A 13,440-nucleotide genomic window follows, 5' to 3' on the forward strand; every position below is an offset into this window, starting at 1 on the left:
TCCCTCACGACACATTCAGCGTCGGCGTCGGCACCGTGAGGTTCCGCAGGCTCACCTGCCCGGCAAGCGTCTTGACGATCGCCATCAGCGCGTCGGCGAGCTTGGGCTCGCCTTCGAAGTTGGCATTCGGCTTCCCCGAGTCGCTGTTGACCCGTAGTGCAGTGAACATCGGCAACGCGCCCAGGTAGTTCAGCCCCAGACGCTGGGCAGCCTTTTCCGTGCCGCCGCGACCGAAGATGTCGTGCTCGGTGCCATCCGGGCCGACGAAGTAGCTCATGTTCTCGACCAGCCCCAAGATTGGCGCTCCCAGTTGCTGGAACATCCGCACCGCGCGAACGGCGTCATCCAGCGCCACCTGCTGCGGCGTCGCCACCACCACTGCGCCGGTCAGCGGCAACAACTGGCACAGCGTCAACGGCACGTCGCCGGTGCCCGGAGGCAGGTCAACGATCAGGTAATCCAGCGCCGGCCATTCGGTGTTGTCGGTCAGCAGTTGCTTGAACGCGCCGTGCGCCATCGGCCCGCGCCAGATGAGCGGCTTCTCTTCCTCCACCAGCGAGCCGATGGTGATCGCGTGAATACCGTGCACGAAAAACGGCACGATCTTGTTCCCCTTGACCTGCGGCGTTTTGCCCTTGATGCCCAGCATCGTCGGCATGCTCGGGCCGTAGATGTCGCCGTCCATCAGGCCGACCGTTGCGCCCGTGCGGGCCAGGCCGATCGCGATATTCGTCGCGATGGTGCTCTTGCCGACGCCGCCCTTGCCGGCACCGACGGCAATCACGTTCTTCACCTGCGGCAGGACGCTTCGCTTCTCGGCCGGCGCGTTCGCCGGGCCGCGGGTATTGGCGGTCATCTGCACATCGACGGTCGTCGCGCCGGCGGCGAGGATCGCACCGCGGACATCGCTCTCGACCTTTTCCTTCATCGGGCAGGCGGGCGTCGTCAGTTCGATCGTGACGGCGACGTGGCCGCCATCGACTCGAACGTCCTTCACCATGTTCAGCGTGACGATGTCCTTGAACAGTTCCGGGTCCTGAACGCCGCGGAGTGCGGCGATGATGTGCTCGCGCGTAAGAGACATGAGTGTGTCGAATCCTTCGTGAGTCGGGATTAATTCTCCCCGGCACGACGAGCCCGGAGTAGTCTGGCTAGTATAGCGGCAGCGGTCGCTTACGGTGAAGCGGCAAGCCAGAGATCACCTCGGAGACGCGGAGAGCGACCTTGCGTAAGGGACCGGATTGGTAAACAAGAACTCCGATGCAAATCATTCGAAGCAGATGTTTACCAGGTCCCCGTTGTGCGTGTTTCGTTTTCTTTCAGTCGTGTCTCGTGGCCAGGTTGCGTTTTGCGCCTTTTCGCTGGCGCACCTCTTTCCTGATTCGAGGAATCCATGCTTAAGGCCGGATCGAAGGCCCCTTTTCGAAAGAAGGCGCCGTCGCCCGAGACGATGCCCGCGACCGCGGCGGGCTTTGCCGCGGGTGTGAACATCTGTCCCGGCTGCGACGACGACGGATGGATCGTTCCGCCGCCGGTACGGCTTTCCGACGGCACCATGCTCCAACTCTACAAGGACGGCGAAGCGCTGCATGCGGCTTACGAGGCGATCGCGAATGCGAAACGTCGGATCTGCATCGAAATGTACATTTTCGCCGACGACGAAACCGGCAACGCGTTCGCCGATCTGCTGGCGAGGAAGTCGCGGGAAGGCATTCGAGTCTTCTGCATCTATGACTGTTTCGCGTCCCGGCCGTGGGGCGGTTTCGGCCCGGAAACGGCGCCGCTGAAGCGCATGCGCGAGGCCGGTGTTCGGCTGGAAGTGTTTCACCCCGTGGCCCCCTGGGAATGCAGGCACGCCTGGCACCCGTTCAACCGCAACCACCGCAAACTCGTCATCGTGGACGACGAGCTTGCCGGCCTCGGCGGTCTGAATATCGGGACCGAGTACGCAGGATCCTGGATCGTCAACGACGTCAAGGGGGAGTTCTGGCGCGACAACGGGATGAGCGTCCGCGGGCCCGGCGCGCGGATGTTCCTCAAGGCGTTTCGGACGACATGGGACTATGTTCGCCGTGGCCGGCGAATGCGGGCCCTCGCTTTCGACCAGAACCTGACCGGCGACGCCGAACTGGGCGTAATGGCGTCGCCACCGACGATGGACAGCAAGCTCCGACCTTTCATCCGCCACCTTCTGCGATCGGCGTCGGACAGCATCACGATGACCATGGCCTACTTCGCGCCCGACGACGAACTGGTGAAGGAATTGTGCGCCGCCGGAGACCGCGGGGTGTCGATTCGGTTGATGTTCCCGGGAATCTCGGATGTGCCGGTCGTCCGCCTCGCCGGTCAGTCGTTCTACGAAACATTGATGGAATCGGGCGCGCTAATCTACGAGCGCCAGCACGTCGTACTGCACGCCAAGACGCTCTGCATCGACGGCAAGACCACCGTGATCGGCTCGGCGAACCTGGACTATCGCAGTATTGAGGTCAACTGCGAACTGTCGGCGATCGTTCGATCGGCGGAGTTTGGGCGGCAAATCGAAGATCTGTTCGACAACGACGTGAATTACGCGAAGCAGATCCACCGTAGCCATTGGCGACGCCGCCCCTGGGGCGACCGCTTCGTGCAGTGGGCGACAAGCCGGGCCCGATATGTGATGTGATTCGCTCCCTCTCCCCTGTACTCAAGGGGAGAGGGTCGGGGTGAGGGGCCGAACGTACGGCGTCGAGAACTGCCTTGAAAGCCTGAACGACGGAAGCGCATATTGGTTAGGAACTGTCCGCGGACGACGACCCCGGTCGTTCGGCCCCTCACCCCTGCCCTCTCCCCCGAGTACAGGGGAGAGGGAGTAACCGCATCAACATGATCACCTCTGCCACCAACACACTCCCCGGACCGCGTGCCCGATTTCCCGGGCATCTGATGTTCGCGTTCCGGTCCGATCCGCTTGGATTTCTCATCCGTATCGCGGCGAAGTTCGGCGACCGGTCTGCGTTTGGCATCGGCAGGATGAGGTTCGTACTCCTGAATGACCCGGATCTGATCCGCGAAGTGATCGTCGCCAAGGCCGACCAGTTTCAAAAAAGCCCCGCGCTGAGGCAGGCGAGGGTTTCGATCGGCGACGGACTTCTGACCAGCGAAGGGGATTTTCACAAGCGCCAGCGCAAGCTGTCGCAGCCCGCGTTTCACCCCAGCAGGGTCGCAGGGTACTCCGCCGCGATGGTTCGCCGGTCGCGGCAGATGGCAGTGGCATGGCGGGACGGCGAGCGTATCGATCTGCACGAGCAGATGATGAAGCTCACCTTACGCGTCGTCACCGAAACCCTCTTCAGCGCCAGCATCGAAGACGAGATCGACCAGATCGGCCAGGCGATGGACGTGATCGTTCGAATGTTCAGCCGGGCACGCAACCCGTTGGCCCCGATTCTCAATCGGCTGCCCCTGCCGAGTAATCGCCGGTTCGTCAGGGCCCAGGCGGACGTGCGGCGGACGGTCGAGCACTTCGTGCTGCAGAATCGGATGGCCGGGGTCGACCGGGGCGATCTGCTCTCGACGCTCGTCCGCGCACGCGATACCGGCGGAGAGACGGCCGTCATGTCGGACGACCCTGGCGGCGCTCAGGATGCGGCCTCCGCCCAGGCGATGAGCGACATTCAGCTTCGCGATGAGATTGTCACGCTTTTCATCGCCGGTCATGAGACGACCGCCAACGCACTGACGTTCGCGCTGTGGCTGCTGTCGCAGAACGAAGACGCGGCGGCAAAGCTTTATTCCGAAATCGACGCCGCGGGGGCCGGCCGCGACCTGTTGTCGGCCGATCTCGACCACCTGCCGTTCACCCGCGCCGTGGTCGCCGAGGCAATGCGGCTGTACCCGCCGGCGTGGGTGCTCATGCGGCAGGCGAAGGAGGACGTGCGACTGGGATCGGACTCGGTCCGAGTTCCGAAAATGGGAATCGTAATCATGAGCCAGTGGATCACCCACCGCGACCCGCGCTGGTGGCCGGAGCCGGAAACTTTCAAACCGGAGCGCTGGCTGGACGACACGGCGAAGCAGAACCGGCCGAAGTACGCCTACTTCCCCTTCGGCGGCGGCCCGCGAAGCTGCATCGGCGAAGCGTTCGCCTGGACCGAAGCGGTGTTGATCATCGCCACGCTGCTGCGCGACTGGCGGCTGGAGGCCGAGTCGCCCAAACCCCTGCGGCTGACGCCGACCATCACGCTGCGACCGAAGGACCCGGTTTGGATGCGCCTGCGACGCAGGTAGGGTCAAGGCAGTGCTGAGTGAAAGTGCTGAGTGCTGAGAAGTGGCGTCTTCGCCTCAGCACTCAGCACTTTTTTCTAAGCGCTAAGCCTTGTCTGCCGCCAGCAGCTTGGTCGCCGCTTCGCGGATGCGGGCGTGATCGGCTTCGGGGGCGTTGGTGAGCAACGGCGTCAGCGGGCCCGTGTTGGCGATTCCGGCGAGGCGGACCGCCTCGTGAAGCACGCGGATCGGGTTGATCGCGTTGCGCAGATCTTCCAGCCCGCGGAAGATCCCGCGAATGCGATCAGCCTCGCCGATGTCACCGGCACGCAGCGCGACGAGCATCTTGCGGCTGAGGTTCGGTGCCACGCAAATGCAACCGCTGGTGAACCCGCCCAGCTTGAATCCGTCGACATGCACGATCGCCGGCTGTTCGCCGATACCGCTGATGACGATCTTCTTGTCGACGTAGCCAAGCAGCTTGTGCAGGTAAGGGTCGGCCTTGGTGTCGGCGTCATTGCGGACGGTCGCGTACTTGATGCCGCTGATGAGCTTCTTTTCCGCCAGGGGACCGACGTCTTCGGGCTCGATGTAGCCGTCGTGCTTGATGTACAGCAGTGCGGGCACGCCCGCCGCCTGCACAAATCGCTCTACGCCAGCGGCGACGCCTTTGCTGGTCGTGATACCCACCTGCGGCAGCAGCATGACCGTGGGGAACTTGTGCTTGCGGATGATCTTCGCCTGGTCGATCGACAGCCCGTAAGCCGGGCCGGCCGACGGAATGACCAGCGTATCGGGCCCCGCGGCCTGGCCGAGGTAGGCCAGCACCTGGTCATACTCGGACAGCGGGATGTGGTAGAAGTTGGCGTTTCCGCCGTAGAGCAGGGTGCGGATGCCGCCGGCTTCGATGTGCCGGATGATCTTGGTGTTCTCGGCATCGTTCAGCGAGTAGTCGGCGTTTCGTGCCAACGGCGGAACGGCCAGGACGGAAGCGACCAGTGCGTCTGGGGTAAGCGTGGTGAGCATAGGGGTGCCGAGTTTGTACGGCGACTTCGCACGATTGGCAATCGCATGGAACGCCGAATGCGAAATCGGACCGCCTGGGAAACGGGGTTCAGAAACCGGCGGTCAGCACTTCACTTGAACACGATTGCCGGTTCCAACCGCAAAACCTTCAGCAGGCTCAGTGCCGATGCGGCCAGGCAGATCAGCAGGACCGCCCCGGCCGTACCGATCATCAACCACCAGGGCAGGAGAAAGCTAAGCTCGCTGTTGCGAGTCAGGTAGCCGAACACGCTGGCGACGCCAACACCGATCCCATAGCCAACGCCGCCGACAAGCCCGGCCTGGAGCAGGATCATCTTGAGCAGCTGTACGTTGCCGGCGCCCATCGCCTTGAGGGCGCCAAAGTGCTTGAGATTTTCGAGGGTGAACTGGTAGAAGGTCTGGCCGGCGATCGCGACGCCGACAAAGAAGCCGAGCGTCACGGATATACCGAAGTTGATCGGTATTCCCGTGTTCTCGAAGAAGTAGTTGTAGGTCTTGTCGATGAACTGCTTCTGGGTGTAAGCACCAAGCCCGGTATCTTCCCGAATCCGCTGACAGAGGTCGGCCGGGGTGATGCCCGGCTTGGCCTTGACCAGCACAAAGCTCAGGAGCTTGCGCTCGAACGGGGCAAAAGTGGTGGCACGGGTGTAGGTCGTGAAGATCGACGGCTGGCTGTTGAACGTCCGGCTGACGCGGCAGATGCCGACAACCTTGGCGCGATGGTCGTTAAGCTCGATCACGTCGCCGATCTTCAGCGGGATCTTCTGGCCGTTGGGGCCGCGCTTGGCGAGCATCCCTGCCGCGCCCACATCGTTGACAATAATCGCATCGGCCTGCCGAAGGTCGGAGAGCTTGCCCTCGAGCATTTCCGGCGGGCCGCCGGTCAGGGTTTCGTCGTCAAGGCCGCTCACGAAGCAGGCCTGGTAATTGCCGTCGTCGAGGCGGGCTTTCAGCAGGCCGCGGTACAGCGGGACGGCCCATTCAACCCCCGCGACGCCACGCACACGGTAAAGCTCGGTGTCCGACATCGGTTTGACGTCGTCGATGAACTGGACCTTCTCCTCCATCACCCAGATGTCGGGCTGGCCGGCGTCCTCGATCGCGCCGTAGGTGCGCGACATCAGGCCAACAAAGATGCCTGCCTGCTGCGTAATGAGCAGCGAAGCAAATGCGACCCCGAATACAATGCCCAGGTACTTCGCCCGGTCGCCGGTGAGCATTTTGAACGCAACGTAGTTCATCGGAGCTTTGCACGACGGACCGATCGGGATGGCACGAGAAACTCTGGCGGAGAGGCAAAAACGCCTCGAGAGGCTATGTCACGATTTTTTGGATGCTGTCGCCGCGTGGATACCGGCGATGGAGAACCTCGTAATGTGATCCGCGGTCGTCTGGAGAAAATCCGCGCCATAGACGGCGTCGCCGAACAGTCGAGTGACCACCTCACGTGAATGCTTGTAGAAACAGCATTGGCCGATCACGCTCATCGCGCACGATCGGACGACCTGTTCGTTGACGTCCCCGCCGGCGATGTCGCGGACGATTCCGTGGAGCAGCTCCGACATCGGGCGGAGCGTTTCCTGGACCAGCTCGTCGAATGCCTCGGTCGGCTCGACCATCTCCCTCGCCATCAACTGCCCGTGCCAGCCGGCCGAACCGGTGTCGAGCATGCGGCTGAGCGATCCCAGGACAAAACCACGCAGACGATCAGCCGCGGGCGCGTCGGCAGGGACGCCCATGAGCGGCGGAAACTTTTCCAGCGATACAACGATCCAATGCTTCAGCGTCGCGGAATACAGCCCGCATTTATCGCCGAAGTGGTAGTTCACGGCGGCGACATTCGCATCGGCCTTGCGGCAGATCTCCCGCACGGTGGCGTGGTGGAAGCCGTGGTCAGCGAACTCCTGTGCAGCGGCCTCAAGCAGGCGAGCGCAGGTCTGGGCCTGTCGAGAGATGTCGGGGGGAGTCGCCGTGGTGCTCATTCAAACAGTAGTTTAAAACGCCTTCCGCCGGCGGGTCAAATGGCAAACGGATTTTTGCGTTCAAGGCTGACGCTTCCCAGACCACCGTCGGACGACCTGTTATTCGACCTCTGTTCGTGACAATATCTATGCCATGTCACGTTCCGAGCGGTTTACCGACGCCTGCCGCGCCACGCTCCTGATTCTGGCCGTCTTCGCCGTCGGGCAGGCGATTCACATTCGTGACGGCGAATACGACGGCATCGCCATTCGGTGGATCGGTGTCGCGCTGGCCGGAACGCTGGCGGCAATGCTGTTGCCAGGGCTTCCCGGCAGGGAAAAATTGCTGCGACCGGCGACACTCGGGGGCGCCGCGGCGATCACACTTGCCGCCGCCGCTTGCCTGATTCAACTCCTTCGCAGTCCCCCCTCCGGCTGGAACGAGTGGAGCAACGATCTCAAGCTGGACGACGAGCGGAACCTGCTGATCTTTCGCACGGGCCTCGGCTTCGCCGCTGCCGCCATCACGGCGCTATTCGCCGCCGACCTGAAGTGGTGGCAGAAAGGGATAGCGGTTCTCCTGGTTGGTGCAATGGTCGGCTTGGCCGTCGTGATTAGAGTTCCGGCGTTCTACGTTCTCCCCGGCGACAGGGGCATTGACTACGACGCGATGCCGTCGGCCGCCTTTCACGCCCTCTACACCGCCGCGACCACTTCACTCCTGATGCTGATTAGCCGGAAAGGCCGCTGGGCTATCTCTTTCGCCGCATTTCTCGTCCTTCACCTGTTGCTCGGAATCTGGATGGTGCGCTCGTGCCCCAATCCCCATATTGATGTCTACGTCTTTCAGCAGTTGGGCGCCAAGGCGTTGCTTGCCGGCGACAATCCGTACGCCGTCACCTATCCCGACATCTATGCCGCCACCGATCAGGCACAAGACCGGGAGGTCTATGGCAAAGGCCTCTCGAAGGACGGCCAATTGGCGTTCGGATTCCCCTACCCGCCGCTGAGTTTGCTCCTCTCTACCGCCGGATATTTCGTCGGCGGCGACCACCGGTATGCCCAGGCGGTGGCGATACCCCTCGCCGCACTGCTGTTGGCATTCGCCCGTCCCGGTCGATGGGGCGGATTGGCGGCGATCCTCCTGCTGCTGACGCCCAGGGCGTTCTTCATCATCGGACGAGGTTGGACCGAACCGTTCGTCGTCCTCATGCTGGCGCTGGTGATCTTCACGGCGTACCGAAAGCCTCGGCTCCTGCCGATCGCGCTCGGGCTTTTCCTGGCGAGCAAGCAGTATCTGGTGTTCGCCGTGCCGCTCGCGTGGCTGCTTGTGCCAAACCCGCGCGACTGGAAAGCCGCCGTCCGCCTCATCGGCGGAGCCTTGCTCGTCGCGGCTGTGGTCACGCTTCCCCTGGCGCTCTGGGACCTCAAATCTTTCTGGCATTCCACGGTGACCGTTCAGCAGGTCGCCCCGTTCCGCGAAGACGCGCTGAGTTGGCTCGTCTGGTGGTACCAACGGTCCCCGATCAAGGACGTCAAGCCGGAAGCGTGGATCGCATTCGCCGTGGCGATACCCGTATTGGTCCTCGCACTGGCGATCTGCCCGCGAAACCCGGCCGGCTTCTGCCTGGCGATCGCCGCCGTCTACCTGCCGTTCATCGCGTTTAATAAGCAGGCATTCGCCAACTACTACTTCTTTGTGATCGGAGCGATGGTCTGCGCCCTGTCGGCACTTCGCCCGCTGGTGGAAGAAGTGCAGCCCAGTCCAAAGAACTGCTCACCGTAAACGTTGGTTCCCGGTAAGATGATCGTGGTGTTGTAAGGTCCCGCCCGCGATGCGATTGCCATTCACCGCCAAACCCGCCTACGCCCCGCCGCCGATCCGTCGGCGGCCCAGCCTCGACTTCTCCCTCGTCGGGCTCGTCTACTGCTGCATGATGATGTTCATGGGGCTCGCCGCGATTAACAGCGGCGCGAACCTGCTCTACGGCGTGTTCGGTCTGATGATCGGCGTGCTCATCCTGGCGGCGATCCTCAGCAAGCGCGTGCTGCGAAAGCTGACGGTCCACCGCGTGCTCCCCGACCATGCGATCGTCGGCGTGCCGTCCCGGATCGTTTACCAGTTCGCCAACGCCAAGCGATTCTACCCGAGCCTCTCGGTGACCGTTTCCGAGATCGACGCCGCCGACGGTTTCACGAAGCAGCCGCAGGCCTACATGCTGCACGCGGCGGCCGGCATGACGGCATCCGTGCCAACCGAAGTCATTCCCCGCCGTCGCGGGCTTCATCAGCTCGACCGCTTTCAGATCAGCACGAGTTTCCCGTTCGGGTTCATCAAGCGGGCGCTAACCGACCGGCAGAAGGACCACCTGCTGGTTTATCCGACGATCGGTTCTGTCGATCGCGCCGTTCTCAACATGTGCCGCGCCGCCGACAAAACCGGCGCCATGATGCGGCCACGCCAGGGCGGGCAGGACGAGTTTTACGGCGTGAAGGAACATCGCCCCGGCGAAAGTCCGCGGCACATCTACTGGAAGCGGTCCGCCCGAACCGCTGCCACCGGCGTGCTCGTCGCCCGCGAGATGACGCAGGTCGCCCCACCGCGACTGCTGCTGCTGGTCGATACCTGGGTCAGCGACCAATCCGCCCCGAAAGTGGCAGGGGTCGAGCGATCAGTCGCGATGGCCGCCACGCTCGCCGACTGCGCGATCGAACAAGACCTCTCGGTCGGCATGCTCGCTTGGTCCGACGGCTGGAAATACCTTGAACCCAGCCGCGGCAAGCGGCATCGCGGCGACCTGCTCTCGGCGCTGGCTCGCCTTCCGCTTCAGACCATCGCGTCGACATCACAGCTCATGGACGAGGGCCTGCGCTACATCCGCGACGGCGCGACGGCGGTTCTGCTCACGCCGCAAGCGCTCCCGGCCGGAATCGATACGCGTCAGCGCGGCGCGGTCGTCGTGCTCCCCTCCGACGACCCGCAAATCCGCCGGTGGTTCACGTTCGAAGCGCGTGTCGATTTCATGACCTGTTCGCCGGCCGTGGAATCGAAGGTGAAATGAGAGTGCCGAGTCGGAACTCTTGCTACATCAGCGAGGCGTCGGTGTTCGGTCGAGAATCGCCTGCAGCACCGTCGCGACCGCCGTCCCGCTTCCGTTGCTCAGGTACGCCTTGCCGACGACACGATGGGCCGTCACCGCGATGAACAGCGTCTTGACGTCGTCCGGCGTGACATAGTTCCGTCCGCGGACCAGCGCCAACGCCTGACACGCCTGCGTCAGCGACAACGCCCCGCGCGGCGACACACCCAGGTGCAGTTCGTCGCTCTGGCGGGTCGCGGCGACCAGGTCTAGGATGTAGTCGATGATGCCGGGATCGAGCTTCACGTGCGGGGATCGATCCTGCAGCTCGACCACCTCCGCCGCCGTCATCACCGGCTTGAGCTTATCGATGCCCGTCCGCCCCGGCTGCAGGGTCAGAATCTGGTGCTCGGATTTGCGGTCGGGGTAGCCCAGCGCCACCCGGAGAATGAAACGGTCGAGCTGGTTTTCCGGCAGGTGATACGTGCCCTCGAACTCGATCGGGTTCTGCGTCGCGACCAGCATGAACGGCCGCTCCAGGATGATCGTCTTGTTCTCGACGCTCACCTGCTCTTCGCTCATCGCCTCCAGAAGGGCCGACTGCGTCCGCGGCGTCGTGCGGTTGATTTCGTCGGCAAGCACGATGTTGGCGAACACCGGACCGGGACGGAACTCAAACGCGTGTGTCTGCGTGTTGTAAACGCTCACCCCCAGCACATCGCCGGGCAGCAGATCGGGTGTGAGCTGAATCCGGCTGAAGCGGCAATCGACGCTCTTGGCCAGCGCCCGCGCCAGCACCGTCTTGCCGACGCCGGGCACGTCTTCAATCAATACATGGCCGCGCGCCACGAGCCCCACCAGAAGGAGGTCGACGGCATTCACGTCGCCGAGGAAGACGGTCTGGATATTGGCGCGGAGCCGGTCGATGAGCGGTTCGGACACGAAACCACCTGGCTATAAGGCAACAAATCGGGCCGCTGCCGGGGGTTGCAACACCCTCCTCCCGGATCGTTCTCGGCCGGCGGCATTCTATAGCGTTCGGTGGACTTGTATAGGCTTCATCGTTTCGCGACGCGGTTCCCGCCGCCATGTCACCGCCGATGGCGACGAGTGCATCGATCGCCCTCTCCATGCGACGGCCGCCCCGGAAGGGCCGGCGCGGCCGATCGCCAGGGAGAGAATCAGAACCGTCAGCCGATGCTTACTCCGTCGTGTCCAGCGGTCACTCCGCCGTGCGATCGTAGAACGTCCATCCCTTGGAGTAACCTTCCATCGCCCCGAAGTCGTCCCGGTGCACGAAGCGGGCGCTACCGTCCGTATACGACATGCACATGCCTTCGACCTCGGCCGTCCTTTGGAACGGCTGACTCGAACCGGCCAGCCCCAGACCGCTGTACGACTTGCCGTAGTGAGGAAGCATCGTCCCGTAGACGACGCTGGCGTAGTTGTAGCAGGTCAGCAGCGTACGCGTGGTCGGTCTGTCGCCGACGGCGCGCGTGAGTGTGTACGGTTTTGCGGTCGGTGTGCCGTCGGGGTTGTATGTCGTCTTGTAAACGCGGTCCGGATTGCGGCCACCCCAATACACCCAGCCGGCCTGCACCCGCTGCCCCGTTCCGCCGTAGTAAGCCAGGTCGGCGATCTTCTCGCTCATGGGGGAGTCGTAGAGCCACGCGTTACAGGAGATGACGCCGAGCTTTTCGGCCGGCACCTTCACACCACCCTGCGCCGCGGATGTGGCATCGGGCGCCGAGCCGTTGAAGCGAATCAGCACGTCGAAGAAGCTCGAGTGCATCTGGCTCAGGTCGTCGCTGCCGATGCCGGTGCCGAAGCCATTGCCCCGCTCGCCACGAGGCCAGCGGCCACGACTCTCGCCGGCGTACGAGATACAGGCCAGCGCCGCCTGACGAATATTGCTCAGGTCCTGCGTCTTCATCGCCGCCATCCGCGCCCGCTGAAGGCTCGGCAGCAGAATGGAGATCAGCAGTGCGATAATGCCGATCACCACCAACAGTTCGACGAGCGTAAACGCCCCACGATTCATGAACGCTGACGGCCGAACGAGTTCGCCTGATCCGACGGGTACAACAATCGGGTCTTGCATGACAACCTTTGCTGGACTGCGGCCCGTCGGACCGTTCCAAGGCGCGACAGGACACAGAAGGACCGCTGCCGACACAGGTACGGCAACAGGGTTTCACCATAACGATATGGCGACAGCAATTATCACTGCAAAACGCGGGCCAGCCGCTCCTCAGCTCGAATACCGGGTAAACGTTATGACCAGCCCGCTTACGGGCGACGCAATCCGCACCCCACTGCCCATCAACGCGGCGTCTCGCGGCCCCGCTCACGCCATCTCACCGACCAGGATGCCCGCCTCCTCGATCGTCCAGTGTTGCACTCGCTTCAGCGCCGCACTCACTTCGGTGCTGCATTCACTTCAGCGCCGCCAACACCTCGGTGCTCGTCGCTCGTCCGCCGTGACTCTTGCTCACCTTCGCGAAGCAGACCACGTTCTTCTGGTCCACGACGAACGCCGACGGATACGCCGTCTCCTTCGCCGCGTTCCAACGCAGTCCGTAGGCGTTGGTAAACGCATAGTCCGGATCGAGCACCAGCGTAAAGCCCTCCGGAAGGTTCTTCGCACCGGCGAACTCGGCCGCGTGCTGCTTCAGCTTCTCGGCAGGTCCGGGGTAGACCAGCAACACCTGCACGCCCGCCGACCGCAACGCGTCGGCCTCGGCGATAAACTCGGCGACCTGCTTCGTGCAGATCGGACACTGGTAGCCGGGCCAACCTCGAAGCACGATCAGGACCACTCTGCTCCTGGCGGTCAGCCCGTGCAGCGATGCCTTACCTTCGCCCGTCGCCAGCGGCAGCTCGAAGTTCTTCGCGGTATCGCCAACCGCCGGCGGCAACACCGATTTTTCCACCGCCAACACGAGCGCCGGAAACGACAACAACGCGATTGCCAGTGCGGCGTGGCAGAAGGAGCCAATCATGGGATCTCTCCGGGCCGGGCCAATCTGCCGGCGACACCCGCCGACCATCGCACTACGCGGCCGTCCCGAAGAGTTATTCCAATCTTTCGGCAAATCTCTCAAAAC

The 13,440-nt window shown here is 63.3% G+C and carries 11 protein-coding genes; 4 read left to right on the top strand and 7 right to left on the bottom strand.

All coding sequences use genetic code 11. The annotated features are described in order from the left end of the window. Positions 1-4 precede the first annotated feature (4 nt). Positions 5-1,084, bottom strand: a complete 1,080-nt coding sequence (locus IPV69_RS07520) for an Mrp/NBP35 family ATP-binding protein (RefSeq protein WP_206294373.1) — start codon at positions 1,082-1,084, stop codon at positions 5-7. Positions 1,085-1,393: 309 nt separating this feature from the next. Here IPV69_RS07520 and IPV69_RS07525 point away from each other — a divergent pair, with 309 nt between their 5' ends. Beyond that, entirely contained in the window at positions 1,394-2,665 is a 1,272-nt protein-coding gene (locus tag IPV69_RS07525) for a phospholipase D-like domain-containing protein (RefSeq protein ID WP_206294375.1), read from the top strand. 200 nt (positions 2,666-2,865) lie between these two features. Continuing rightward, entirely contained in the window at positions 2,866-4,269 is a 1,404-nt protein-coding gene (locus IPV69_RS07530; RefSeq protein ID WP_206294376.1) for a cytochrome P450, read from the top strand. A gap of 81 nt (positions 4,270-4,350) precedes the next feature. Here the strand turns inward: IPV69_RS07530 and IPV69_RS07535 are convergent, their stop codons facing one another. The 3 genes from IPV69_RS07535 to IPV69_RS07545 all read right to left on the bottom strand — a co-directional run bounded on the left by IPV69_RS07535 (position 4,351) and on the right by IPV69_RS07545 (position 7,274). Further along, complete coding sequence (locus IPV69_RS07535; protein ID WP_206294378.1) at positions 4,351-5,271, bottom strand: dihydrodipicolinate synthase family protein; 921 nt, start codon at positions 5,269-5,271, stop codon at positions 4,351-4,353. Positions 5,272-5,381: 110 nt separating this feature from the next. Beyond that, the gene (locus IPV69_RS07540; RefSeq protein ID WP_206294380.1) at positions 5,382-6,533 is read right to left on the bottom strand and encodes an ABC transporter permease; all 1,152 of its coding nucleotides are present in this window, start codon (positions 6,531-6,533) and stop codon (positions 5,382-5,384) included. A gap of 78 nt (positions 6,534-6,611) precedes the next feature. Next, complete coding sequence (locus IPV69_RS07545) at positions 6,612-7,274, bottom strand: CerR family C-terminal domain-containing protein (protein WP_206294382.1); 663 nt, start codon at positions 7,272-7,274, stop codon at positions 6,612-6,614. Between the two features lie 133 nt (positions 7,275-7,407). Between IPV69_RS07545 and IPV69_RS07550 the strand changes: the two genes are divergently transcribed. Further along, a complete protein-coding gene (locus IPV69_RS07550) occupies positions 7,408-9,039 on the top strand; it encodes a hypothetical protein (RefSeq protein ID WP_206294383.1) in 1,632 nt (543 codons plus the stop codon). A gap of 49 nt (positions 9,040-9,088) precedes the next feature. Further along, entirely contained in the window at positions 9,089-10,315 is a 1,227-nt protein-coding gene (locus IPV69_RS07555; protein WP_206294384.1) for a DUF58 domain-containing protein, read from the top strand. 27 nt (positions 10,316-10,342) lie between these two features. On the opposite strand, the gene IPV69_RS07560 is transcribed toward IPV69_RS07555, so the two are convergent. From IPV69_RS07560 to IPV69_RS07570, 3 genes are all read right to left on the bottom strand, one after another. After that, on the bottom strand, positions 10,343-11,275 hold the full coding sequence (locus IPV69_RS07560) for an AAA family ATPase (protein WP_206294385.1): 933 nt from the start codon (positions 11,273-11,275) through the stop codon (positions 10,343-10,345). Between the two features lie 280 nt (positions 11,276-11,555). Further along, complete coding sequence (locus IPV69_RS07565; protein WP_206294386.1) at positions 11,556-12,434, bottom strand: type II secretion system protein; 879 nt, start codon at positions 12,432-12,434, stop codon at positions 11,556-11,558. 334 nt (positions 12,435-12,768) lie between these two features. Continuing rightward, a complete protein-coding gene (locus tag IPV69_RS07570) occupies positions 12,769-13,335 on the bottom strand; it encodes a peroxiredoxin family protein (RefSeq protein ID WP_206294387.1) in 567 nt (188 codons plus the stop codon). Positions 13,336-13,440 lie beyond the last annotated feature (105 nt).

The sequence above is a fragment of the Humisphaera borealis genome (genome assembly GCF_015169395.1).
In the GTDB taxonomy this organism is placed as follows: domain Bacteria; phylum Planctomycetota; class Phycisphaerae; order Tepidisphaerales; family Tepidisphaeraceae; genus Humisphaera; species Humisphaera borealis.